Source organism: Sphingomonas sp. CCH21-G11 (assembly GCF_001555965.1).
Lineage (GTDB): Bacteria > Pseudomonadota > Alphaproteobacteria > Sphingomonadales > Sphingomonadaceae > Sphingomonas.
The window spans coordinates 97,609-119,996 of sequence record NZ_LSHX01000010.1 but is presented as its reverse complement, the minus strand read 5'-3'; the positions used below and the strand labels follow the sequence as shown (position 1 = coordinate 119,996).

25 protein-coding genes are annotated in these 22,388 nt (G+C 66.8%); 17 read left to right on the top strand and 8 right to left on the bottom strand.

Going from position 1 to position 22,388, the window contains the following annotated elements; all coding sequences use genetic code 11:
* The first annotated feature begins 37 nt into the window (after positions 1–37).
* Genes AX676_RS02095 through tatC form a run of 6 tightly spaced genes read left to right on the top strand, consistent with a single transcriptional unit; the run spans position 38 to position 3,834 of the window.
* Complete coding sequence (locus AX676_RS02095) at positions 38–1,042, top strand: glycoside hydrolase family 3 N-terminal domain-containing protein (protein ID WP_066482551.1); 1,005 nt, start codon at positions 38–40, stop codon at positions 1,040–1,042.
* Between the two features lies 1 nt (position 1,043).
* Complete coding sequence (locus tag AX676_RS02090; RefSeq protein WP_066482549.1) at positions 1,044–1,793, top strand: segregation and condensation protein A; 750 nt, start codon at positions 1,044–1,046, stop codon at positions 1,791–1,793.
* Complete coding sequence (scpB, locus tag AX676_RS02085) at positions 1,780–2,358, top strand: SMC-Scp complex subunit ScpB (protein ID WP_066482547.1); 579 nt, start codon at positions 1,780–1,782, stop codon at positions 2,356–2,358. Before AX676_RS02090 ends, scpB begins: the two co-directional genes overlap by 14 nt.
* Positions 2,359–2,385: 27 nt before the next feature.
* Entirely contained in the window at positions 2,386–2,616 is a 231-nt protein-coding gene (locus AX676_RS02080; protein WP_066482545.1) for a twin-arginine translocase TatA/TatE family subunit, read from the top strand.
* 49 nt (positions 2,617–2,665) lie between these two features.
* The gene (gene tatB / locus AX676_RS02075; RefSeq protein ID WP_066482543.1) at positions 2,666–3,055 is read left to right on the top strand and encodes a Sec-independent protein translocase protein TatB; all 390 of its coding nucleotides are present in this window, start codon (positions 2,666–2,668) and stop codon (positions 3,053–3,055) included.
* Positions 3,052–3,834 carry a twin-arginine translocase subunit TatC gene (gene tatC, locus AX676_RS02070; protein ID WP_066482541.1) on the top strand — a complete coding sequence of 261 codons (783 nt, stop codon included), beginning with the start codon at positions 3,052–3,054 and terminating at the stop codon, positions 3,832–3,834. The genes tatB and tatC overlap by 4 nt, the downstream gene beginning before the upstream one ends.
* A 57-nt stretch (positions 3,835–3,891) precedes the next feature.
* Here the strand turns inward: tatC and AX676_RS02065 are convergent, their stop codons facing one another.
* From AX676_RS02065 to AX676_RS18205, 3 genes are all read right to left on the bottom strand, one after another.
* Positions 3,892–4,026: an entericidin A/B family lipoprotein gene (locus AX676_RS02065; protein ID WP_066482540.1), complete on the bottom strand. Its 135-nt coding sequence runs from the start codon at positions 4,024–4,026 to the stop codon at positions 3,892–3,894.
* Positions 4,027–4,341: 315 nt separating this feature from the next.
* On the bottom strand, positions 4,342–5,943 hold the full coding sequence (locus tag AX676_RS02060; RefSeq protein ID WP_231726149.1) for a sensor histidine kinase: 1,602 nt from the start codon (positions 5,941–5,943) through the stop codon (positions 4,342–4,344).
* A 42-nt stretch (positions 5,944–5,985) separates the two neighbouring features.
* Positions 5,986–6,348, bottom strand: a complete 363-nt coding sequence (locus tag AX676_RS18205) for a NepR family anti-sigma factor (protein ID WP_156437835.1) — start codon at positions 6,346–6,348, stop codon at positions 5,986–5,988.
* 85 nt (positions 6,349–6,433) lie between these two features.
* Here AX676_RS18205 and AX676_RS02050 point away from each other — a divergent pair, with 85 nt between their 5' ends.
* From AX676_RS02050 to AX676_RS02040, 3 genes are all read left to right on the top strand, one after another.
* Positions 6,434–7,240, top strand: a complete 807-nt coding sequence (locus AX676_RS02050) for a response regulator (RefSeq protein WP_066482537.1) — start codon at positions 6,434–6,436, stop codon at positions 7,238–7,240.
* A gap of 90 nt (positions 7,241–7,330) precedes the next feature.
* Positions 7,331–7,468: a hypothetical protein gene (locus tag AX676_RS18000; protein WP_197417178.1), complete on the top strand. Its 138-nt coding sequence runs from the start codon at positions 7,331–7,333 to the stop codon at positions 7,466–7,468.
* A gap of 98 nt (positions 7,469–7,566) precedes the next feature.
* Positions 7,567–8,205, top strand: coding sequence for a sigma-70 family RNA polymerase sigma factor (locus AX676_RS02040; RefSeq protein ID WP_066482815.1), 639 nt, complete (start codon positions 7,567–7,569; stop codon positions 8,203–8,205).
* A 29-nt stretch (positions 8,206–8,234) separates the two neighbouring features.
* On the opposite strand, the gene AX676_RS02035 is transcribed toward AX676_RS02040, so the two are convergent.
* Entirely contained in the window at positions 8,235–8,435 is a 201-nt protein-coding gene (locus tag AX676_RS02035; protein WP_066482536.1) for a hypothetical protein, read from the bottom strand.
* 65 nt (positions 8,436–8,500) lie between these two features.
* Between AX676_RS02035 and AX676_RS02030 the strand changes: the two genes are divergently transcribed.
* The 7 genes from AX676_RS02030 to AX676_RS02000 all read left to right on the top strand — a co-directional run bounded on the left by AX676_RS02030 (position 8,501) and on the right by AX676_RS02000 (position 15,448).
* Entirely contained in the window at positions 8,501–11,203 is a 2,703-nt protein-coding gene (locus AX676_RS02030; RefSeq protein WP_066482535.1) for a bifunctional [glutamine synthetase] adenylyltransferase/[glutamine synthetase]-adenylyl-L-tyrosine phosphorylase, read from the top strand.
* The gene (locus tag AX676_RS02025) at positions 11,200–11,682 is read left to right on the top strand and encodes a peroxiredoxin (protein ID WP_066482533.1); all 483 of its coding nucleotides are present in this window, start codon (positions 11,200–11,202) and stop codon (positions 11,680–11,682) included. Before AX676_RS02030 ends, AX676_RS02025 begins: the two co-directional genes overlap by 4 nt.
* Complete coding sequence (locus AX676_RS02020; RefSeq protein ID WP_066482528.1) at positions 11,679–12,476, top strand: ferritin-like domain-containing protein; 798 nt, start codon at positions 11,679–11,681, stop codon at positions 12,474–12,476. Before AX676_RS02025 ends, AX676_RS02020 begins: the two co-directional genes overlap by 4 nt.
* Before the next feature lie 95 nt (positions 12,477–12,571).
* Positions 12,572–13,786, top strand: a complete 1,215-nt coding sequence (locus AX676_RS02015) for a M23 family metallopeptidase (RefSeq protein WP_231726532.1) — start codon at positions 12,572–12,574, stop codon at positions 13,784–13,786.
* 63 nt (positions 13,787–13,849) lie between these two features.
* Positions 13,850–14,188 (top strand): iron-sulfur cluster insertion protein ErpA, encoded by a 339-nt coding sequence (gene erpA, locus AX676_RS02010; protein WP_066482809.1) that lies wholly within the window; start codon positions 13,850–13,852, stop codon positions 14,186–14,188.
* A 15-nt stretch (positions 14,189–14,203) separates the two neighbouring features.
* On the top strand, positions 14,204–14,974 hold the full coding sequence (gene xth / locus AX676_RS02005; RefSeq protein WP_066482522.1) for an exodeoxyribonuclease III: 771 nt from the start codon (positions 14,204–14,206) through the stop codon (positions 14,972–14,974).
* A 228-nt stretch (positions 14,975–15,202) separates the two neighbouring features.
* A complete protein-coding gene (locus AX676_RS02000; RefSeq protein WP_066482520.1) occupies positions 15,203–15,448 on the top strand; it encodes a hypothetical protein in 246 nt (81 codons plus the stop codon).
* A 128-nt stretch (positions 15,449–15,576) separates the two neighbouring features.
* Here AX676_RS02000 and AX676_RS01995 read toward each other — a convergent pair whose 3' ends face one another.
* Positions 15,577–16,734: a hypothetical protein gene (locus AX676_RS01995; protein ID WP_066482517.1), complete on the bottom strand. Its 1,158-nt coding sequence runs from the start codon at positions 16,732–16,734 to the stop codon at positions 15,577–15,579.
* Positions 16,735–16,857: 123 nt separating this feature from the next.
* On the opposite strand from AX676_RS01995, the gene AX676_RS01990 reads away from it, so the two are divergent.
* A complete protein-coding gene (locus AX676_RS01990) occupies positions 16,858–17,964 on the top strand; it encodes a fatty acid desaturase family protein (RefSeq protein WP_066482515.1) in 1,107 nt (368 codons plus the stop codon).
* Between the two features lie 4 nt (positions 17,965–17,968).
* Here the strand turns inward: AX676_RS01990 and lptG are convergent, their stop codons facing one another.
* The 3 genes from lptG to AX676_RS01975 all read right to left on the bottom strand — a co-directional run bounded on the left by lptG (position 17,969) and on the right by AX676_RS01975 (position 22,346).
* Complete coding sequence (gene lptG / locus AX676_RS01985; protein ID WP_066482511.1) at positions 17,969–19,066, bottom strand: LPS export ABC transporter permease LptG; 1,098 nt, start codon at positions 19,064–19,066, stop codon at positions 17,969–17,971.
* A 19-nt stretch (positions 19,067–19,085) separates the two neighbouring features.
* Entirely contained in the window at positions 19,086–20,276 is a 1,191-nt protein-coding gene (gene lptF, locus AX676_RS01980; RefSeq protein WP_197417179.1) for an LPS export ABC transporter permease LptF, read from the bottom strand.
* 66 nt (positions 20,277–20,342) lie between these two features.
* Positions 20,343–22,346, bottom strand: a complete 2,004-nt coding sequence (locus tag AX676_RS01975; protein ID WP_156437833.1) for an ATP-binding protein — start codon at positions 22,344–22,346, stop codon at positions 20,343–20,345.
* Positions 22,347–22,388: the final 42 nt, after the last annotated feature.

The following is a 22,388-nucleotide window of genomic DNA, read 5'->3' as shown; positions in this document are numbered from 1 at the left end:
ATCTTGTCCGCGGTCCAAAACGGGTTAGGATGACGCCATGCTTCCCGTGATCTACGGCCTGTCCGGCCTCACCCTGACCGACGACGAGCGCGCGTTCTTTCGTGACAGCGACCCGCTCGGCTACATCCTCTTCAAGCGGAATATCGGCGATCGCGCGCAGTTGCGCGCGCTGACCGACAGCCTGAGAACGCTGAGCGGCCGCGACGACGTGCCGATCCTGATCGATCAGGAAGGGGGCAAGGTCGCGCGGATGACGCCGCCCGAATGGCCGGCATTCCCGACCGGCGCGCGCTTCGCCGAGCGATATGACGAAGCACCTGCCAGCGCGATCGAGGCGGCACGCGCCAACGCGCACGCGATTGCACTGACGCTGGCGGAGGTCGGCATCAACGTGAACTGCCTGCCGCTGCTGGACATCCGTCAGCCCGATACCACCCCCGCCGTCGCCGATCGGACGCTGGGCGGCGATCCGATGCGCGTCGCCGCGCTCGGCCGCGCGGTGATCGAGGGGCTGGCGATGGGCGGCGTGCTCGGCGTGATGAAGCACGTGCCCGGGCATGGCCGCGCCGTCGTCGACAGCCATCATGAACTGCCGGTGGTCAGGGCGGATGCCGACGCGCTGGCCGCCGACATCGCACCGTTCCGCACGCTTGCCCCGCTCGCGCCGATGGCGATGACGGCGCACGTCGTGTTCGAGGCGTGGGACGCGGCCAACCCCGCCACCCTTTCGGCGACGGTGATCGAACAGGTGATCCGGGGGGCGATCGGCTATGACGGCCTGCTGATGACCGACGATATCGACATGAAGGCGCTGTCCGGCACCGCGGGCGAGAAGGCGGCGCGCGCGATCGCCGCGGGCTGCGACGTGGTGCTCGATTGCTGGGCGCGGATGGACGAGATGGTCGAAATTGCCGGGCGACTGTCGCCGATGGGCGCGCAGGGCCATGCCCGGCTCGACCGGGCGATGGCGATGCGTCGTCCGGCCGAGACGGCGTCGCTCGACGGGCTGCTGGCGCGTCGCGACGCGCTGATGGCGGCGTGAATTGCCCGACGTCGCCGCCGGCGAAACGCTGACGGTCGATATCGACGGCTGGGAAGGGCCGCTCGACCTGCTCCTCACGCTGGCACGCAGCCAGAAGGTGGACCTGAAGGCGATCTCCATCCTGGCGCTGGTCGACCAGTATCTGGCCTTCATCCGCGATGCGCGCACGCTCAAGCTCGAGGTCGCGGCGGAGTATCTCGTGATGGCGGCCTGGCTCGCCTATCTCAAATCCGCGCTGCTGCTGCCGAGCGACCCCGAGGTCGAGCCCAGCCCCGAGGAGCTGGCGATGCGCCTGCAGGCCCGGCTCGAACGGCTGCAGGCGATGCGCGAGGCGGGAGCGCGGCTGCTGGCGCGCGACCGGGTCGACCGCGACGTGTTTCTGCGCGGCGCGCCGCAGGGGCTTCGCAACGTCCGCCAGATCCGCTGGCACGCCGAACTCTACGATGTCATTGCCGCCTATGGCCGGGTGGCCGCGCGGACCCGCCCGGTGCTGCACATGGTCCAGCCGCGCGCGGTGATGACGCTGGAAACGGCGATCGGGCGGATCGGCGCGCTGATCGGGACGACGATCGACTGGGCGCGGATCGAGGCATTCCTGCCCGATGCGCCGGGCGATCCCGGCTATCGCCGTTCGGCGCTGGCCTCCAGCTTCGTCGCCGCGCTCGAGCTCGCGCGGCAGGGGCGGGTCGAACTGCGCCAGCAGGCACCGTTCGCGCCCCTCTATCTGAAGGCGGCCGATGCAACGGCCTGACGAAGCCATGCGCGCGGTGGAGGCGGTGCTGTTCGCCGCGACCGAGCCGCTGAGCGTCGCCGATCTGCGCCGTCATGTCGGCGGCGATGTCGACGTCGCGGCCGCGCTGGCCGCGCTGGCGCAGGATTATGAAGGGCGCGGCGTGGAGCTGGTCATGCGCGGCGAGCGCTGGCATTTCCAGACCGCGCCCGACCTCGCCCATTATCTGCGCCGCGAGCAGGAAGAGCCGCGCAAGCTGTCGCGCGCCGGGATCGAGACGCTGGCGATCATCGCCTATCACGAGCCGGTCAGCCGCGCGGAGATCGAGGCGATCCGCGGCGTCCAGATTTCCAAGGGTACGCTCGACGTCCTGATGGCGGCGGGCTGGATCCGTCCTGCCGGGCGGCGCGAGGTGCCGGGCCGCCCGCTCACCTATGCCACCACCCCGGCGTTCCTGACCCATTTCGGGTTGGCGAGCCGGCGCGACCTGCCCGGGATCGACGACCTGCGCGCCGCGGGGCTGCTCGATCCCATTGATCTCGCGCTCGGCGATGCCGATCTGGCAAATATGGATGAGGAAGCGTAGAGAGGCGCTGACTCGAGGAGAATCGTCATGGGTGGTTTCAGCCTGGTTCACTGGCTGGTGTTCGGTGTCGTCGCGATCCTGCTGTTGGGCGGCGGCCGCTTTTCCAACCTGATGGGTGACGTTGCCAAGGGCATCAAGAACTTCAAGAAGGGGATGGCCGAGGACGATTCCACCCCCGAGCCGACCCGGATCGAGGGCAAGCGCGCCACCGACCCGACGTTCGATCGCGACGCCGAACGGACTCGCGAAGAACGCTGAACGGCGGTTCGCCCGCTGCTGATCGGCAGCCGAATGTGCGGATAAGTTGATGCTGGATGTAGCGCCCACCGAATTGCTGGTCGTCGCGGTCGTGGCGCTGCTCGTCATCGGTCCGAAGGACCTGCCCAAGGCGATGCGTTTCGTCGGCAAATGGGTCGGCAAGATGCGGGCGGTGACGCGCCAGTTCCGCTCGGGCTTCGACGCGATGGTGCGCGAGGCCGAGCTTCAGGAAATGGAAAAGAAGTGGGCGGCGGAAAACGCGCGGATCATGCGCGAGCATCCGCCGACCGCGGGCCAGCTGCCCGCGCCGGATGCAGCGATCGCCACGGGCGAGGATACGGGGCCCCAGATGGTCGCCCAGCCGATCATTCGCGATGAGACCGCTTCGGCCGCGCCCGCACCGGCGCGCCATCCCGACGACGGAGCCGATCCGCGTTGAGGGACATCGACAACACCGAAGCGCCGCTGCTCGACCACCTGATCGAACTCAGGCGGCGGCTGCTGTACTGCGTGCTTGCGTTGCTGCTTTTCTTTGGCGTGGCCTTTTATTTCGCCAAGCCGATCTTCGGATTCCTGGTCCATCCGCTGGCAGACGCGGGTCAGGACCGATTGATCTTCACCCAGATTTTCGAGGCGTTCTTCGTCAAGGTGAAGGTCGCGTTCTTTGCCGCGATGATGCTGTCCTTTCCGATCATCGCCAACCAGCTGTGGCAGTTCGTGGCCCCGGGGCTCTACCGCAGCGAGAAGCGGGCGCTGCTGCCGTTCCTGCTCGCGACACCTGTCCTCTTCACCGCCGGCGCCGCCTTGGCCTATTATTTCGCGATCCCGGTCGCGCTCAACTTTTTGCTGGGGCTCGAGGGCGACCTCGGGGGCGGCGTGCGCCAGGAGGCATTGCCGTCGGTCGGCAATTACCTCGACTTCGTGATGCAGTTCCTGTTCGCCTTCGGCGTTTCGTTCCTGCTGCCGGTGCTGCTTATGCTGCTGGAACGGGCGGGCGTGGTGACGCGCAAGCAACTGGTCAGCGCGCGGCGCTATGCGATCGTTGCGGCGTTCGGGATTTCGGCGGTGCTGACGCCGCCGGATATCGGTTCACAGTTCCTGCTCGCGGTGCCGATGGTGCTGCTTTACGAGCTTGCGCTGATCGGCATCTGGCTGACGGAACGTCGGCGGGCGGCCAACAGCGGTGCCGGCGAAGACAGCGACGCCGCGCCGGCTTGAGTTGGCCGGAGCGCAGCAGGGCTTGGCACCCGTGCCACGCTCCGGCCTGGTATCCGGTTACTTGCTGTCGTCGGCAGCGTCGGCGACGGCACCGCCCGCCGATTCGACGTCACGGCCGACGCCCTCGACCGTATTGCACGCGCTGATCGCCAGCGCGGCAGCCAGCACGGTAAATCCAAGAAACTTACGCATCGTCACGCTCCATCATTCAGGGTTTGACCAGTCCAGAATGTCCGGTGCGCGCAATCGTTCCGTTTGCGACGCGATCACGTCGGGATCGCCGGTATCTTGGGTGAAAGCGAAGGGGACATCTGACCCGCGGAATCCGGTCTCGGCCGGAAAAGTGAAGGCCCGAAGGCGTCACAGCGGGGGGGAGAGGTGTGACGCCTTCGGGCCTATAGAGTGGATAGCGCGAGCGGGGGGGCATAAGGTCGCTATCCGCACCTAGAAACCATGGACGGCGTTTTCGGTTCCGCGCGTTTTCGCGCACGCGCAAAAAAATCTTCGCTAGCCCTCGGCGTGCGCGACGATCGGGATTTCGAAGAACCCGGCAAGCGGGTCATGATGCAGCGTCGAGCGAAGCTGGCGTGCCAGGCCGGTGATGATCCGGCTGTAGCGAGTCTGCATCAGTGTCTGGAAATCGGGTGAATCGACGAGGCCCGGCGACGTGATCCGCACGACCGCGCGCTCGTTTCCGTCGGTCGGCCGGACCGAGATGCTGAGCATACCCGCTGGGCTGCATTCCATTGCGAGCTCGACCAGTTCGGTGATCAGAAACGCGACGGCCACCGCCACATCCTGGGAAACCAGCACGGGATGCACATTTAGGGTCATCGACGTCCGCGCCGCTGAATCGGGTGCGTTGGCGCGAAGGTTGGACGCCAGTTCGCCGATGACGGCGCGCAGCTCCAGCCCGCGATTTTCCTCCAGCTCCGCATAATGATGCCGATGGACGACCGCCAGCGCGTCGACCCGGCGCTGGATGGCGGCATAGGCTTCGCTTGCGGCTGTGTCCGACGTTGAACGCGCATGGAAATTGATCAGGCTCGCAATCACCTGAAGATTGTTCTTCACGCGATGATGCACCTCGCGCGTGAGGCGGGTTTGTCGCACCAGACCCTCGGCCAGCCCTGCCTCGTGCGTGCGTACCGTGACGGTGATCGCCCGGAACGTTTCGCTCAGCGCGTGGATTTCCTGAGCGGGCAGGGTGCCGAAATGTTCAACGGCGAGCGTATCGCCGGGGCGATAGTTGCCAACGATCCGACGCAGGCGACGCAGCGGTCGGATCAGCAGGCGGTCGACGACGAACCAGGCAATCGCGGCCGCCGCAAACCACATCAACAGGGGCAGCAGCATCGTGACGATCAACGTCGTCGTGATCGGTGCGCCATAGATCCGCATTTCGAGCGCCAGGTCTTCGATTCCGAGCGGGAGACGCGTTTCCTCCACGCCGTCCAGGATGCCGCCGTCCGGCAGCGCCTCGAGTGAAAGCCGGCCATCCTCGCTGGCTAGCGCAGCGCCGTAGCGCGACAAGAATCCCGTCGGGCGGGCAATCGAGCCGAGAAAGGCGATGGGGAAGAAGGCCTCCGCACGAACCCCCTCGTCACCCGGCGCGGTCAGCCGCACGGCGAGGCCGCGCGCCGGCACGATTACGGTCCCGCGCGCGCTCGATTGCAGCGCGCGGGCCGCATCCTCCGGAATCTGGCCCCCGCACAGCACCGCGCCGGCTTTGCCGGTGATGTGAAACTGGACGCCAGTCGTGGCCTGCGCTGCATACACGCCCTGCACCCGCGCGCACGCGCCCGTGTCGGTCGGATCGGCTTCCAGCGCGTTCAATCCGGCACGCAACGCGGCGAGATCACCGCCCAGCTCGATCGACAGGGCCCGTGAAGCTTCGGCGGCGGCGACACGCAGCCGCGCGGCGGCTTCCTGGTCCGCGATGCGGGAGGTCTGGATCGACGCATAGGCCGCGATCAGGGCAAGCGGCAGCAGCGCGACGCTGAGGATCAGGAATACCTTCGCGCCGGTCGGGATAGCGACGGCAAGCGAAAGCAGCGGGCGGGCAGGGTCGTCACGCCGATTTGGCGCGGGGCTAGGATCATCCGGCACGGCGGTAAACGGCCAACGGAGTCAGATCAGCACGCAGCGTGCTCAGCCGAGCTTGCGCAGCAGGTCGAGCATTTCGTCGGGAACCGCCTCGTCGATCGTCTCGCGATAGACAGCGCGCAGCGCGTCGCCGACATCGCCCGGGGTCTTGGGCTTGGCCTTTTCCCTGCGCGCGTCCTCGTTCGATGGCTTTTCCGTCATCTTGTCTTTCCGACCACTCGCCGACTGCACCACGTCCCCCATATCCCAATTTTTCCAGGCGCGGCGTATCCGCCCGTCATCGAACCTCGTATCGAACGGAGCGATGCGCGACGCCCCTTCCGGCCACAGTAACTGCGTCGGATTGACGATGAAACAAAAACCGCGTTCGATGGTTCCATGTTTTCGGTGCATTGTGGGGGTGCGCATTGTCCTCCATGGAAACCACGATTGAAGTTGGCTTGCGCCGTGCACCGTCAGGGGTCACGTCGCGCTATGGGAGATTGACGATATTATGTCGCTTGGACAGCAGCTTGCGCCGCACCTTCCGTTTCTGCGCCGTTACGGCCGCGCGCTGACGGGAAGCCAGCAGCAGGGGGACCGTTACGTCCGTACCGCGCTGGAGGCGATCGTCGCGGCCCCCGATGAATTTCCGCGCAACGTCGATCCCAGACTGGGCCTGTACCGCACGTTCCAGGTGATCTGGAATTCAGCCAACAGCGACGTATCGGACGATTTCCCCGGGGACGGGCCGGACGGCGAGAACGAGTCGATCGCGCGGGCGCGACTGGCGCGGGTCGCACCGCTGTCGCGGCAGGCGCTGCTGCTGACCGCGATGGAGGGCTTTACCTCCGAGGACACGGCATTCCTGATCGACTCGTCCGCCGACGAGGTCGAGACGCTGGTCGCGGAGGCTTTGGCCGAAATTGAGCGACAGACGCGGGCGCGCGTTTTGATCATCGAGGACGAGCCGATGATCGCGATGGACCTCGAGGGGATCGTCCGTGACCTCGGCCATGACGTAACCGGGGTTGCGGTTACGCGCGACGAGGCGGTGGCGCTGGCCATGGAGGATCGGCCCGGTCTGGTCCTCGCCGATATCCAGTTGGCCGACGACAGCAGCGGCATTGATGCGGTCAAGGACATTCTGAGCGAGTTCAACGTACCGGTCATTTTCATCACCGCGTTCCCGGAACGGTTGCTGACCGGGGAGCGCCCCGAGCCCACCTTCATGATCACGAAGCCGTTCCAGCGGTCGACGGTCAAGGCAGCGATCAGCCAGGCGCTGTTTTTCGATCAGGCGACGGTGCCGGCGCAATAACGAACGGATATTTGTCGTCGTTCGGGGGTCGAAACGAATTGTTTGCGGGTCCAACGCGGAGCCAATTCGATTTTCGTCGGTTATAGCGATATGACTGATCCCCGAAACGAACCCCATATTGATGGGGAAAAGGCACGGGCTGGCGCGACGCCGCACATGACCCGATATATCCTGGCGATCTCGCTGACGCTGATCGTCGTGATTTTTGCCGTGTTGTTCTGGAAATAGGTGGCTACGGTCCGGCCGGGACGACGCAAGCGGACTGATGCGGCATGGCGTTCCCATCCCGCAATCCGGGCGTTGACTGACTTTTTCGTGCGGGAATGATGGTGTCAGAAGAAGTGCAATCGCAAGACGAGCCCGCAGCTGACGTTCCCCACGTGGCGTTGTCCGACGCGGCGTTCAAGGAAGAACTGGGCAATGTCATCCCGCATCTGCGCGCCTTTGGCCGTTCGCTGTCGGGCAATCGCGATCTCGCCGATGACTTGGTGCAGGAAACCCTGATGAAGGCATGGGCGGCGCGTCAGCGTTTCCAGGCCGGCACCAACATGCGCGCATGGACCTTTATCATTCTGCGCAACCTTTATCTTTCCCAGATGCGGCGTTCGCGCTTCAAGGGCGAGTGGGACGATCTGGTTGCCGACCGGCTCCTCGCCGCGCCGGCGAGCCAGGACCGGCACGTCGAACTGGGCGACATGCAGCGCGCGCTGCTGCTGCTTCCCCAGGCGCAGCGTGAGGCGCTCATTCTGGTCGGCGCAGGTGGCTTCGCTTATGAGGAAGCCGCCGAAATCTGCGGCGTCGCGGTGGGCACGATCAAGAGCCGCGTCGCGCGCGGCCGCGTCGCGCTGGAGGCATTGATCGAGGAGGGTCAGTTGCCTTCCCGTCAATCGTCCCGCGACGAGAGCGGCGAAAGCCCGCTCGACGCGATCATGGGTGAGGTAGAGGAGCTGAGCCGGGATCATTGACCGGCGCAGCGATAAATGCCGCGCGGGGATCAGCCGTGCTCGTGACCCCCGCCGCGCCGTGATGATTGGTCGATCGCCGCGAGGAGTTCGATCCAATCGTCCGGCAGCGTGTCGTCCGGATCATAGGCGTCGCGCAATGCTGCGCCGATCGGATCGCGCGCACGCGGGCGCGTCACCTGGATCAGGTCCGGTTGCCTGGGATCGGCAGCAGGGGCGCGTGGCTTCGACATGCCGGGATTAACGGGCCAACGGGAAATTTGTTGCTCAAATCCGCGATTTTGTCGAAGCCGCGATCATGCTTGATCCCGATCGCAACGATCCTGCGGCGCTGGCGGAGGCGGTAGACCGCGCCTGCCGCCACGCCCCGTTCCTGGCCATGATCGCCGAACGCGAACCGGAAATCGTCAGCGATCCGGCGCGTTTCCTTCGCGATCCGCTCGCGGCCAGCCTCGCGCTTGAAGCCGCGACGACCGCACAGCAACTGCGCCTCCAGCGCCGTCGCCTCGCGCTGATCGCGGCGATCGGCGACCTGTCAGGCGCGCTCGATTTTCGCGCGACGACCCGGCTGCTTTCCGACTTTGCCGACCATGCGCTCGATACGGCGATCCGCGCCGCGATCCGCGAACGGACGCCCGAGGCTGACCCGGTCGGCTTTGCCGCGATCGCGCTCGGCAAGCAGGGCAGCCGCGAACTCAACTATTCCTCCGACATCGATCCCATCCTGCTGTTCGACCCGGCGCGGCTGCCGTGCCGCCCGCGCGAGGCCCCCGAAGAGGCTGCGGTGCGGATCGGACGGCGCGTCATCGAATTGCTGCAGGCCCGCGACGGCGACGGCTATGTGCTGCGCATCGACCTGAGGCTGCGTCCCTCGCCCGAGGTGACGCCGATCGCGCTGCCGGTCGACGCGGCGATCACCTATTACGAATCACAGGCGCTGCCATGGGAGCGTGCCGCGTTCATCCGCGCGCGCGCGGCCGCCGGCGACAGCGAGCTCGGCGAGCGCTTCCTCCAGGCGATCCGCCCGTTCATTTGGCGGCGCGCGCTCGATTATGGTGCGATCAACGATATCCGCCTGATCACCCGGCGCATCCGTGACCACCACGCCCAGGGCCAGGCGTTCGGTCCGGGCTATGACCTCAAGCGGGGTCGTGGCGGCATTCGAGAGGTGGAATTTTTTGCCCAGATCCATCAGCTGATTCACGGCGGGCGCGACCCCGCGCTGCGTGTGCCCGCCACGCTCGACGCGATCGACGCCCTCGCCGGGGCAGGCTGGATCGACCCCGTGGCGGCCCGCGACCTGTCCGACGCATATGTCCTGCTGCGCACGATCGAGCACCGGCTGCAGATGATCGACGATCGCCAGACCCATGCGCTGCCGACCCAGGCCGAAGCGATCGACCGCGTGGCCGCGCTGCACGGGTTGGCGGACGGCGACGCGCTGCTTGCCCTGCTGGACGATCCGGTCCGGCGGGTCGGGCGGCATTATGATGCGCTCGACAGCGACGCTGACGACAGCCTGCCGACATCGGTTGAGCGGCTGGCCGACACGCTCGCCACCGCCGGGTTCGGCGATGCGGCGACGGCGGTCGCAAAGCGGATCGAAACCTGGCGCGGTGGACGCTATCCCGCGTTGCGCAGCGCACCTGCGCAGGCGGCGCTGGAAGCGGTGCTGCCCGGCCTGATCGAGGCGTTCGCCTGTGCGCCCGATCCCGCGCTGGCGATCAACCGGCTCGATGCGGTCCTGGCGAAACTGCCCAGCGCGATCAATTTCCTTCGGCTGATGGAGGCGCGCCCCGCGCTGACCCGGCTGCTCAGCATGATCCTGTGCCATGCGCCGACGCTGGCCGACCTGCTTGGCCGCCGCGTCGAGCTGCTCGATGGGCTGATCGACGCGACCGCTCTCGATCCGGTCGGCGACGTCGCCGCCCTGGCGCATGAGATGTGCGCGGTAGAGGCCGGCTGCGACTATCAGGCGATGCTCGATCATGTCCGCCGCGTGGTGAACGAAAAACGCTTTGCGCTGGGTGCACAGATCATTGCGGGCAGCAGCGATCCGCTGAGCGTGTCCGCCGGTTATTCGCGCGTCGCCGAAGCTGCGGTCGAGGTGCTGGCCCGCGCAACCGTCGCCGCGTTCGAGGAACGGCACGGCCGCGTTCGCGACAGCGAGCTGGTGATCCTGGCGCTCGGCCGGCTGGGCGGCGGCGCGCTCACCCATGCGTCCGACCTTGATCTCGTCTTTCTCTTCACCGGCGACTATGCAGCCGAGTCCGATGGCGAAAAGCCGCTGGGGGCGGTGCTCTATTACAATCGGCTGGCGCAGCGGGTGATCGCCGCGCTGTCGGTGCCGACCGCAGCGGGGCCGCTGTACGATGTCGACACCCGGCTGCGGCCGTCGGGCAATCAGGGCCCGATCGCAGTCTCGCTCGACGGCTTTCACGGCTATCAGGCGGAAAGCGCGTGGACGTGGGAGCACATGGCCCTGACGCGTGCGCGGCCGATCTTTGGCAGCGCGGGGGCGCGCGCAGCGGTGGCGGAGGTGATCGGGCGCGTGCTGGCGGGCGAGCGGCCCGACCGCGACCTTCGCGCCGACAGCTGCCGGATGCGCGCGGAGATGGCGACGCACAAGCCGCCCAAAGGGCCGCTCGACGCGAAGCTGCTGCCGGGCGGGCTGGTCGACCTGGAATTTGCCGTGCATGTCCAGCAGCTCGTGCACCGCACCGCCTTTCATCCCGATCTGCGCATGGCGATCGGCGACCTCGCAACCCAAGGGCTGCTGCCCGATGCGCTGGGCGACGCGCACGATCTGCTCAACCGCCTGCTCGTCGTGCTGCGCCTGGTGGCCCCCGACGCGCAGCCGCCGGCGCCGGCGACGCGCACGCTGGTCGCTGGTGCGCTCGGGCTACGGGATTGGGGGCAGGTGGTTGCGTCGCTCGACGCAGCGCGGCAGGAGGTCCGCGCGTGCTGGACCCGCGTGTCCGGCGACCAACCGGGAGAATGACGATGGCGATCGAAATCGGTGATGCATTGCCGGCGCTCACCCTGACCATGGCCGACGACCGCGAGGTCGAATTGACGAGCTTCGCGGGCAAGCCGCTGGTCCTATATTTCTATCCCAAGGACGACACGCCCGGTTGCACCAAGGAAGCGCAGGGCTTTTCGGCGCTGTATCCGGCGTTTCAGGCGGCAGGGGCCGACGTGATCGGTGTGTCGAAGGATCCGCCCGCGAAGCATCGCAAGTTCATCGACAAATATGCGCTGGCAATTTCGCTCGCGAGCGACGGCGACGACAATCGCGTGCTCGAAGCATTCGGCGCGTGGACCGAAAAGAGCATGTACGGCAAGAAATACATGGGCATCGATCGTTCCACGTTCCTGTTCGGCGCCGATGGCCGGCTGGTCCGCGCATGGCGCAAGGTGAAGGTGCCTGGCCATGCCGAGGAAGTGCTCGATGCCGTGAAGGCGCTGGCTGCGACGTGACGACGAGTATCGCCGCCGCGGCGCACGGTGTGCTGACGACCGCCGGACCGACCGCGAAGGTGATGGCGGCGCGCACGGCGGCGCGGGCGTGGCGGCGCGGCGGCCTGGCGCACCGTTTCGATGTCCCGATGCCCCGCGTGCCGGCACGCCCCGCGCATCCTGAATTGCTGCCCGCTGCAGAAATGCCCCGGCGCGGCAGGGGCGGCTCGGCGCGCGGCCGGATCGCGTTGCTCCACGCGCTCGCGCATATCGAGTTCGTCGCGATCGACCTGGCGTTCGACCTGATCGGACGCTTTGGTGCATCGTTCCCGCGCGGCTTCGTCGATGACTGGATTGCGGTCGCGGCGGACGAAGCGATGCATTTCGCACTGCTGCACCGGCGGCTGGTGTCACTGGGCAGCGGCTATGGCGCGCTCCCTGCGCATGACGGCTTGTGGGACGCCGCAATGGCGACCGCTCACGATCCGCTCGCCCGCCTCGCGGTCGTGCCGATGGTGCTCGAAGCACGCGGTCTGGACGTCACGCCGGTGACCATCGAGCGCCTTCAAGCGGCCGGCGACGGGACGAGTGCGCGCATTCTGACCCGGATTTTCAACGATGAGATCCGGCACGTCTCGGCGGGCACGCGCTGGTTCGAATCGGCCTGTCGCGAAGCGGGACATGACGCGCCCCGGCACTGGCAAATGCTTGTCACGCAGCATTTCAGGGGGGCGATCAAACCGCCGTTCAACGACTCGGCGCGGACCACAGCCGGTCTAACGCGCGATTATTACGCTGAGCTTGCGCCTGCCTGATCGACCCGTAACAAGCGTGTCACCAGAGGCGGAGGGGCTGCTGGACAACCCAACTAACGCACGCATCCGCAGCGATGCGCGTCGGAGTCGTGGATTTGAAGAAGATCAAGCCAGCAACTGCCAAGCATCTGCCCACCGTGCGAAATCCGAACGCGAAGATGGTCGAGAAGTTCCGCAAGCTTTTCGTGCCGCGCGATGTGATGTTCCATGACGGGCGCGCACTTCGCCGTATCCGATTGGGCGCGGCCAGCCAGGCGGTGATGGCGGGGGTCGCCGCGGTCACCATCGCTTTTTCCTCCTACGGCGCCGCGCAGGCCGGCTATCATGCGGTGACCGCCACCGGGCTCATCGCCGACGTTTCGCCCGAAGCAAGGTTGCGGCGCATGGAAGCCGAAGTCGCCGCGCTCGAAGCCGACGTCCAGGCCGCGAAGCGGCAGGCACGCGCGCACGCCGCGCGGGTCGAGAAGCGCCAGGCGGTGATCGCGGCGGCGCTTTCGGGCGAGGTCGATCCGGACAGCGTTGAACTGCCCGAGGCGGGCGGAGACGTGCGGGTCAGCCGGATTTCGGCCGAGGTGACCGCGCCGCTCCGTCGGGTCGAGGCCCGCCAGGTCGCTTATGCCGCCAAGGCCCGCGCCGCGATCGAGGCACGTTATCAGGCGACCGCCCAGCAGTTGCGCCGGATGGGCATTCGCCCCGAACGCCTGAACGGCGCGATGGGCGGCCCGTTTGAAGCGGTGGCCGCACCGGCCGGTACCTCGGCGACCGAAGCCGATGCCGAGGCGCAGTTCCGCTCGCTGTTCCAGAGCTGGAAGAAGCTCGACACGCTCGAGGAAGCGGTGATCGCGATCCCGTCGCTGCAGCCGGTCGAGGACCTGACGCTCACCAGCAATTTCGGGGTTCGTTCCGACCCGTTCCGCGGCACTGCCGCGATGCATTCGGGTATCGACATCCCCGGCCCGTTGGGCACCCCGATCTATGCCACCGCCGACGGCATCGTTGCCAAGTCCGAGCGTTCGGGCGGCTATGGCAACATGATCGAAATCAACCATGGCAAGGGGATCGCCACCCGCTACGGCCATTTGTCGAAGCTGATGGTTCGCCCCAATACGCGCGTGCGGCGCGGCCAGATCATCGGCCTGATGGGATCGACCGGCCGTTCGACCGGCAGTCACCTGCATTACGAAGTGCGCATCGACGGCGCGGCGGTGGACCCGATTCCCTACCTGCGCAGCGGCGACCATCTGCTCGCGCTCCAGGACCGGGCCCTGCGCAGCCGCCAGGCGGGCTCGATCGGCGGCCCGGCGAACTGAACCCTCGCGTCCGACGACGCATTGCCGCGCGGGTCCCGCCCACCTATGTTCGGGCGTATGAGCATGGCCACCGACACCGCAGAAATCCGCCTGACCGACGCCGCTGCGGCGCGCGTTGCCGCGATCGCACAGCGCCAGGGCAAGCCCGCCATCCTGCGGCTGTCGGTTGAGGGTGGCGGCTGTTCGGGCTTTCAATACCGCTTTGGGCTGGCCGATGCGGCGGAGCCTGATGACGTGGTGGCGGTTGGCGCGGACGCGACGCTGGTCGTCGATCCGGTCAGCATCGACCTCGTCCGCGGGGCGGCGGTCGATTATGTCGAATCGCTCGGCGGCGCAGCGTTCCGCGTCGAAAATCCCAATGCGGCGTCGGGCTGTGGCTGCGGCACCAGCTTTTCCGTCTGACGGCGCCCGCGCGTCGTGAAGATCGTCAGCTACAATGTGAATGGCATCCGCGCCCGGTTGCCGCGTCTGCTTGAATATCTGGACGAGGAGCGCCCCGACATCGTCTGCCTTCAGGAGCTGAAGACCGCGGATGAGGGGTTTCCCGCCGAGGAGATTGGCGCGCTCGGCTACGGCGCGATTTGGCACGGACAAAAGGGGTTCAACGGCGTCGCCATTCTCGCGCACGGGCGCGAGCCGGTCGAGCGTCAGCGCGGGCTGGCGGGTGACGACGCGGACGATCAGAGCCGCTATCTCGAAGCCGAGGTCGATGGCCTCGTCATCGCGTCGATCTACCTGCCCAACGGCAACCCGGTGCCGGGCCCCAAATTCGACTATAAGCTGCGCTGGTTCGATCGCCTGGCCGCCCGTGCCGCCGACTTGCTCGCGACCGAGCAGCCGGTCGTGCTCGCCGGGGATTACAACGTCATTCCCAATGACGACGACGTGTTTTCGGTGCGCGCGATGGCCGATGACGCGCTGATGCAGCCGGAGTCGCGGCGGGCCTATCGCCGGCTGCTTACGCAGGGCTGGACCGACAGCCTGCGCACGCGCCATCCGGGCGGCGGGCCATGGACATTCTGGGACTATCAAGCCGGCGCGTGGCAGCGCGACGCGGGCTTTCGTATCGATCATCTGCTGCTCAGTCCCCCGGCCGCCGACCGGTTCGTCGATGCCGGCGTCGACAAGGCGCATCGCGGGCGGGAAAAGGCTAGCGATCACGCGCCGACCTGGGTCCGCCTGCGCTAATTCCCCCACTGCCCCGACAGCGGGCGACTCACGACTCGCGCCGATGCTTTCCGGAGCCTGAATGGTGCGGGGTGCGACATTGCGGGAGAAAATCCCGCGACTTGGTGAACTGCACCAGTAACACACCGACTAAGTGTTTGAATCAGAACAATTCTATAAGTTGGCATGGCCAATGCAATGTGTGTGGAGCAGGCAGCCCCCGCCTGCGGAGGGATACAGGAGGATTTCATGAACCGCATCGCTCGCGCGATCGCCGCCGCTTCGTTCGGCGCGCTGGCCACTGTCGCCATCGGTCCGGCCGCCGCCGAGACCAAGGCTTCCGCCCCGGTCGACACCGCCGCGCAGGCGGCGTCCGAACCCAAATATTGCGTGATGGTCGACACGACCGGCTCGCGGATCAAGCGCAAGGTTTGCGCGACGCGCGCCCAATGGATCGAGCGCGAAGGCTACGACCCGCTGGTCGACCTGAAATAAGGTCGATCCGGCTCGATCGACGGTTTCTCCGCATCGGCTGACCCCATGGTCAATGCGGTAAACTCGGGCATGGCGCGACTTTCGGTCACGCCATGCCCTTTCTTTTGTCGGACGGCCCGCGCCCCGGTTCAGAGCGCGCGCGCATATATCTGATAGATGCGGTTGATCCGGCTTTCGATCGCATCGGCGATCGCAATCATGCCCTGATTATCGTCCAGGATCCAGCCGATCTCACCGCGTGTCGCACCGAACTTGGTCGAAGCATCGCGACGGATATATTCGATCATCATGAAGGCGAGCTGGCTTGCAAGCCGTGAGGATTGCAGGCGCTTCACCACGCCCATCAGCGGCACGCGCATCGTGCGCGACTTGGGCGCGCGCAGCCACAGCAACAGCTTGGCCCAGCCGAACGGAAACAGCCGCCCCCTCAATGGCTTCAACGGTTCGTTGAGGTCAGGCAGCGTGATCATGAACGCAACCGGCTCGCCGTCGACCTCGGCGATGCGGATCAGTTCGTTGAACACGATCGGCTTCAGCTTCCGGCCGACCTCCTCGACTTCGGGCGGCGTGAGCGGCACGAAGCCCCAATTGTCCGACCATGCGTCGTTCAGGATGCCGAGGATGATGGCCGCTTCCTCGGCAAAGCGCGACTTGTCGACGCATCGAACGCGGATTTTCGAGCTCTTTTCGCCCGCGGCGACGATCCGCTGGATCAGGGGTGGAAATTCACGACTGATATCGAGCTCATAGGTCACCAGTCGCTTGGCCGGCAGATAGCCGCGCGCCTCGATCCAGCCGCGATATTCGGCGCGATGATGCCCCATCATCACGGTGGGGGGATGATCATATCCCTGGATCAGCAGGCCCGGCTCCTCCCAGATCGACAGGCTGACGGGCCCGACCGCCCGGTTGAGGCCGCGTCCGCGCAACCAGCCCTCTGCCGTATCGATCAGCGCCGCCGTCACCTCCGCGTCCTCGGCCTCGAACAAGCCCCAGAAGCCGGTTCCGGGGCCAAAGCCCTTTTCGGGCGGCATGGTGAGCGCGAGGTGATCGATGTGCGCGCTGATCCGGCCGACCACCCGGGATCCGCGTTCAGCCAGGAACAGCTGCGCCTCGCCATGGCTGAACCAGGCGTTCTTGCTGGGCGTGATCCGTTCGACGACCTCTTGCCTCAGCGGTGCGACCCAGTTCGGATCGTCCGCGTTCAACCGGTAGGCGAGATCGATAAAGGCCGTGCGGTCGCGCGCGGTGACGACCGGGCGGACGGTGACCGGATGTGTTGCCAAGGCTCGAATTCCCCTGATGCGTTGCCGTTCACGTCCGCAGTTGTGGCTTCGCTGTCAAGCACTGCAGGGGCGGGGGCTGTAATGCCACCGTGTTGCCATTATCTTCGGGCAATGAGCGCGCCAATGACGACCAGCCTGACCCTTGACCGCCGCGACATGCCCCGCGCGGCGACCGACAGCCGTGCGACGACCGTGCGTGTCGCGGATGACAAGGCGATGTTGCGCACCGCGGCCGAATTGACGCGCGATCTGCATGCGCCACGGCCCGCCATCTACTGGACCGATTTGATCGTATCGGCCGCCATCGGTTATGCGGGGCTTGCCGGCGCGATCCTGCTGGCGTCGCCCGTCTGGGCGATCGCCGCCGGCGCGATTGCGGTGTTCGCGCTCTACCGCGCCGAAAGCTTCATCCACGAGCTCAGCCATGTGAAGCATTCGTCGCTGCCCGGATTTCGGCTCGGCTGGAACGCGTTGATCGGCGTTCCGCTGTTCGTCCCGTCCTTCATGTACGAAGGGGTGCACAATCTCCATCATGCGCGAACGCGCTATGGCACGGCCGACGACCCCGAATATCTGCCGCTGGCGCGGATGAAGCCGTACAGCCTGCCGCTGTTCCTGCTGGTCGCAGCACTGGCCCCCATTTCGCTGATGTTCCGCTTTGCGGTGCTGACGCCGATCGCGGCGTTGTTTCCGCGTTTCCGTGACGTGCTTGTCACCCGGTTCTCGGCGCTCGCGATCAACCCCGCCTTCCGCCGGCGGGAGCCGGAGGGCGAGGCGCGCAGCCTGTGGCGCTGGCAGGCGGCGGCGACCAGCGTGTGGTCGATCGCGCTGATCGCGGCGGTCGCAACCGGGATCGTACCGCTGCGCGCATTCCTCATTTTTCTGGGCATCCTGTCGACCGCCGCGGTCATCAATCAGGTCCGCACGCTCGTCGCGCATCTGTGGGAAAACGAGGGCGAGCCGATGAGCGTCACCGCCCAGTATCTGGATTCGGTCAACGTGCCGCCGCCGGGGGTGCTGCCGTTCCTGTGGGCGCCGGTTGGCCTGCGCTATCACGCGCTGCATCACCTGCTGCCCGGTCTGCCCTATCATGCACTGGGCACCGCGCACCGTCGTCTCGCGACGGCGCTGGCGGCGCACTCGCCCTATCATGCAGCCAATTATCGCAGCCTGACCGGTCTCCTCCAGCGGCTGGCGGCATCGACGCTGCGCGTGTCGCGCACGCGCTGACGCCCTATTCCTCGGTGCGGATCAGTACCGCCTCGCCGATCAACAGGAACAGCAGGAACGGCGCCCACGCCGCCAGGAAGGGCGGATAGGCACCCAGATTGCCCATCGCCAGCGCGAAATTGTCGGCGACGAAATAGGCAAAGCCCAGCGCCATGCCGATCACCGCGCGCACAAACAGCTTGCCCGACCGCGCGATGCCGAACGCGGCGACCGCGCCGAGCAGCGGCATCAGGATCGACGACAGCGGCCCGGACAATTTGTGCCACAACCCGCCCTCCAGCGCGGCGGTCGGTCGGCCGGCGGCGTCGAGGTCGTCGATCGCCTCGCTCAGTCCCATGAACGACATGCCGTCCGCATTCACGGTCGCCAGCGCGAACTGGTCGGGACGAACCCCCTCGGCGAAACGCACCCGGCCAAGCCGCGTGCTGGTGCCGCTGTCGACATCGAAGCGCGTCGCATTGTCGCCGCGCCATCCCGCGCCGTCGCGCACTGCGCGCGGAACGTTGAGCAGCGTGCGCAGCGACCCGTTGCCGCGCTCATAGACGGTGATGTCGTTCAGCACCGCCGCGTCCCCGCGCCCGCGCACCTGACCGACGCGGATCAGGTCGTCGGCATCGCGCACCCACACATTGGTCCGATCGCCGCGATCGATCGGGATGGGTCCGAAATCGACATCCTCCCACTGCGCCAGCGTCGCGGTCGCGCGCGTGACGATGCGTTCGTTGAAGATGAATGACACCGCGGCCACGCCCAGCGCGGCGACGATCAGCGGTGCCAGCACCTGATGCGCGGACAGCCCCGCGGCCTTGAGCGAGACGATCTCGCTGTTCTGATTGAGCGTGGACAGGGTGATGATCGTGCCCAGCAGCACCGAGAAGGGCAGGAAGCGCGCGATGATCTGCGGCGTGCGCAGGCCGACATAGCGCCAGATTTCGGCGTTGCCGTTGCCCGGATAGGCCAGCACCTTGCCCGACTCGCTCAGCAGGTCGAGGGTCTGCAGAACGAGGACGAGCATGAACAGGACCGCGAGCGTCCGGGTCAGGAACATCCGCGCCATGTACCAGGCGACCGTTCGCGAGGGGAAAAGGTTGAGCTGGTTCATCGCGGTGCCCGGATATCGATCATGCCGGCTGACGCCGGCCGGGCAGGTAGCGCGCCAGCGCCTTCACCGCCCGTGAGAAGACACGCTCGAGCGCACCGATCGGCTGGCCGCCGGGTACATAGGCGATGACATAATACATCCAGAAGACGAGCCCCGCGAACAGAAGGAACGGCCCCCACAATGCGATGATCGGATCGACCCGGCCGAGCGCGCCGATCGCTTCGCCATATTCGTTCACCTTGTGATAGGTGACGATGATGATGATCGACAGAAAGACCCCCAGCGCCGATGTCGACCGCTTGGGCGGCACGCCCAGCGCAAGCGCGAGCAGCGGGAGCAGGAAGATCGTCGCGACCTCGACCAGGCGGAAATGAAGGTTGGCGCGGCTTTCGTCGCGCGTCATTTTCGGCTTGGATGAATCACCGCCCTGCTTGACCAGTTCGGGCAGGGTGAGTTCGAGGTTGCGGCCCCCGCGCATGCGGAACGCGCCGAATTTCGGCAGGTCGATCGGCAGGTCGTGCGAGGTGAAGGTGAGCACCCGGGGCTGCGCAAAGCCCGGCGCGTTGTGGACGAGCGTTCCGTCGGTCAACCGGAACAGGATGACGTCGGGATCGTCGGTCGCCAGGAACTGCCCCGTCTCCGCCGTTACCGCCAGCCAGCTGCCGTCGGGTTGCGCCGCGCGCACGAAGATGCCCGACAGGTCGGACCCGCGGTTGCGGCTTTCCTCGATCCGCAGCGTCATGTTCGCGCCAAGCCGAGTGAATTCGCCGACCTTGATCGACGCGCCAAGCGCACCCGATCGCAGCTCGAAGCGCAGCTCCTCATAGTTGAAGCGCGCAAGCGGTTGCACGAAGCCGACGATCGCCAGGTTCAGTCCCGCCAGCCCGATCGCGAAGAGGTAAGGCACCCGCAGCAACCGGCCATACCCCATGCCGACCGCGCGCAGCACGTCGAGTTCGGACGTCGTTGCCAGCCGTCGAAAGGCGAGCAGCGTGCCGAGCAGCAGGCCGATCGGGATGCCGAGCCCCAGATATTCGGGCAGCAGGTTGGCCAGCATCCGCCACACGACGCTGACCGGCCCGCCTTCGCTCGCGACGAAATCGAAGAGCCGCAGCATCCGGTCGAGCACCAGCAGCATCGCGGAGATGAGCAGCGTCGAGAAAAGCGGCACCGCGATCAGCCTGGCCATATATCGGTCGATTGCTTGCATCGCGGGGACGGGTTGACCTCTCGGCGGACGGCGTGGCGCCGGCTATAGTCAGCTTGTGGGGCGGCGTCAGCCCCGAATTCGAGCGCCGACCGGCCGTGGCGCGCTGGCCATGGACGATGCCGCGACCCCCTTCGCCAGGGCGTGGGAGAGCGCCGAGATCGTGAAGGGCTTGCGCAGCACCGGGGCGTCGCCGAACTCCACCAGATCGTCGGCATCGCCGGCATAGCCGGTCACGAACACAACGCCGACGCCCGGCAGCAACGGCCGCAGTCGCTGGATCATCTCCGGCCCGGTTTCGGCCGGCATCAGCACGTCGGAAATGATGAGGTCGAGCCGCTCCATCCCCGCCGCGACCCGGCCCGCGTCTAGCGGGTCGTCGCACCGCACCGGGCGATGGCCCAGCTCGACCAGCGCCGCGCAGGTGGCTTCGAGCACGCGGGGGTCGTCCTCCACCACCAGGATGTCGAGGCTTTCCAGACTGTCCTGATTGGCTGCGATCTCGGCGGGCCGGGGGGGCGGTGCCGACTGACCGGCCGCTTCGCCCGACTGGCGATGGCGCGGCAGATACAGCGTGACCGCCGTGCCGACGCCCGGGGTCGAATCGATGCCGACATCGCCCCCCGATTGCCGGACGAAGCCGAAGATCTGGGACAGGCCCAGGCCCGTGCCCTTGCCGACCGGCTTGGTGGTAAAGAACGGCTCGAACACGCGGTCGATCACGTCCTGCGTCATGCCGCAGCCGGTGTCGCGGACCTCGATCGTGACATAGTCACCCGCATCGAGGGTGCCGACCTCGTGCGGCGCAAGCGTGCGCCCACCGGTGGTGATGGTCAGCGCGCCGCGCGCATCCATCGCATCGCGTGCATTGACCGCGAGGTTCAGGATCGTGCTTTCGAGCTGGTGCCGGTCGACCCACACGCACCACCCGCGCCCCATGTCGCGCACCGTGACCTCGATCTGGTCGCCGAGCGTGCGATCGAGCAGGTCGCTCATGTTGTCGATGATGTCGCGCGCCTCGACCGCCTGGGGCAACAGGGGTTCGGCGCGGGCAAAGGCGAGCAACCGGCGGGTCAGCGCGGCGGCGCGATTGGCGCCCTCCATCGCATTATCGATATGCCGTGACACATCGGTCGCGCCCGACGCGATATGGCGCTGCGCCAACTCAAGCCCGCCGAGAACAACGGCAAGCATATTGTTGAAATCATGTGCAATACCACCCGTCAGCTGGCCGACCGCCTCCATCTTTTGCATCTGGCGCAACTTGGCTTCGGCCTGGGCGCGCTCGCGCGCTTCCTGGCGCAACTGGTCGGTCGCGGCTTCGACGGCTTCCTCCAGCTCGATTGCACGGATGCGGGCCATCTCCGCTTCGGCGGCCGCCGTGGCGCGATCGCCGACCGCCTTGACGACCAGCCAGCCGAGCACGGCCGTGCCGACCAGGAGGAGAAGCCCGAAGCCCGCAAGCGCGCTCGCGACCTGCGCCGAACGATCGAGCGTCGCCTCCGCCGCGAAGGTGCGCTGGGCGAGCTGGCGGCGTTCGATTGCGATGACCCGGTCGAGCAGCCTGCCGATCGCGGCCAGACTGGCGGTGTCGCGCGCTTGGTAGTATTTCGACAGCGCCTGATCGTTCTGCTTGTAACGCGTGTGCAGCGCGATTTCGGACAGCTCGTTACCGCGCGCGATGAACGCGCTGCGCAGGTCGCGGATCACCTGGCGCTGGGCGGGGTTACGCCCGGCCTCGCGCGCGAACCGGTCGAGCTGGAAACTGGCGTCGCGCCACGCATCATTATAGATGACGCCGAGCGTATTGTCGCCGCTGATCACGTAGCGCCCGAGCGCCGCCTCCGCCCGCGCGACGCTGGCGGACAGGCTGCGCGCACGGATCATCAGTTCGTAGCTGCCCGATTGCAGGCCCAGTGCGCGGTCGCGCGCGCGGTTCGACTGGGTCAGGGTGAAGGCGAAGCCGGCGATTACCAATATGCCGAGGATGCCGATGACGACCAGCAGGACGGTGCGCCAGCCCGATTTGAGCTGCTCCCCAATGCCCTGGTCCCCTGTGACGAACATCGTCATGCGCGCAAGCTAGCCTTTCCCGGCCGGCCTGCAAAGCAAATC

Excerpts from the sequence above, each read along its gene's own strand:
- AX676_RS02095 (WP_066482551.1), top strand. The coding sequence starts at position 38 with ATGCTTCCCGTGATCTACGGCCTGTCCGGCCTCACCCTGACCGACGAC.
- scpB (WP_066482547.1), top strand. The coding sequence starts at position 1,780 with ATGCAACGGCCTGACGAAGCCATGCGCGCGGTGGAGGCGGTGCTGTTC.
- AX676_RS02080 (WP_066482545.1), top strand. The coding sequence starts at position 2,386 with ATGGGTGGTTTCAGCCTGGTTCACTGGCTGGTGTTCGGTGTCGTCGCG.
- tatB (WP_066482543.1), top strand. The coding sequence starts at position 2,666 with ATGCTGGATGTAGCGCCCACCGAATTGCTGGTCGTCGCGGTCGTGGCG.
- AX676_RS02065 (WP_066482540.1), bottom strand. The coding sequence starts at position 4,026 with ATGCGTAAGTTTCTTGGATTTACCGTGCTGGCTGCCGCGCTGGCGATC.
- AX676_RS18205 (WP_156437835.1), bottom strand. The coding sequence starts at position 6,348 with ATGCGCACCCCCACAATGCACCGAAAACATGGAACCATCGAACGCGGT.
- AX676_RS02050 (WP_066482537.1), top strand. The coding sequence starts at position 6,434 with ATGTCGCTTGGACAGCAGCTTGCGCCGCACCTTCCGTTTCTGCGCCGT.
- AX676_RS18000 (WP_197417178.1), top strand. The coding sequence starts at position 7,331 with ATGACTGATCCCCGAAACGAACCCCATATTGATGGGGAAAAGGCACGG.
- AX676_RS02040 (WP_066482815.1), top strand. The coding sequence starts at position 7,567 with ATGGTGTCAGAAGAAGTGCAATCGCAAGACGAGCCCGCAGCTGACGTT.
- AX676_RS02035 (WP_066482536.1), bottom strand. The coding sequence starts at position 8,435 with ATGTCGAAGCCACGCGCCCCTGCTGCCGATCCCAGGCAACCGGACCTG.
- AX676_RS02030 (WP_066482535.1), top strand. The coding sequence starts at position 8,501 with ATGCTTGATCCCGATCGCAACGATCCTGCGGCGCTGGCGGAGGCGGTA.
- AX676_RS02025 (WP_066482533.1), top strand. The coding sequence starts at position 11,200 with ATGACGATGGCGATCGAAATCGGTGATGCATTGCCGGCGCTCACCCTG.
- erpA (WP_066482809.1), top strand. The coding sequence starts at position 13,850 with ATGGCCACCGACACCGCAGAAATCCGCCTGACCGACGCCGCTGCGGCG.
- AX676_RS02000 (WP_066482520.1), top strand. The coding sequence starts at position 15,203 with ATGAACCGCATCGCTCGCGCGATCGCCGCCGCTTCGTTCGGCGCGCTG.
- AX676_RS01990 (WP_066482515.1), top strand. The coding sequence starts at position 16,858 with ATGACGACCAGCCTGACCCTTGACCGCCGCGACATGCCCCGCGCGGCG.
- lptG (WP_066482511.1), bottom strand. The coding sequence starts at position 19,066 with ATGAACCAGCTCAACCTTTTCCCCTCGCGAACGGTCGCCTGGTACATG.
- lptF (WP_197417179.1), bottom strand. The coding sequence starts at position 20,276 with ATGCAAGCAATCGACCGATATATGGCCAGGCTGATCGCGGTGCCGCTT.
- AX676_RS01975 (WP_156437833.1), bottom strand. The coding sequence starts at position 22,346 with ATGACGATGTTCGTCACAGGGGACCAGGGCATTGGGGAGCAGCTCAAA.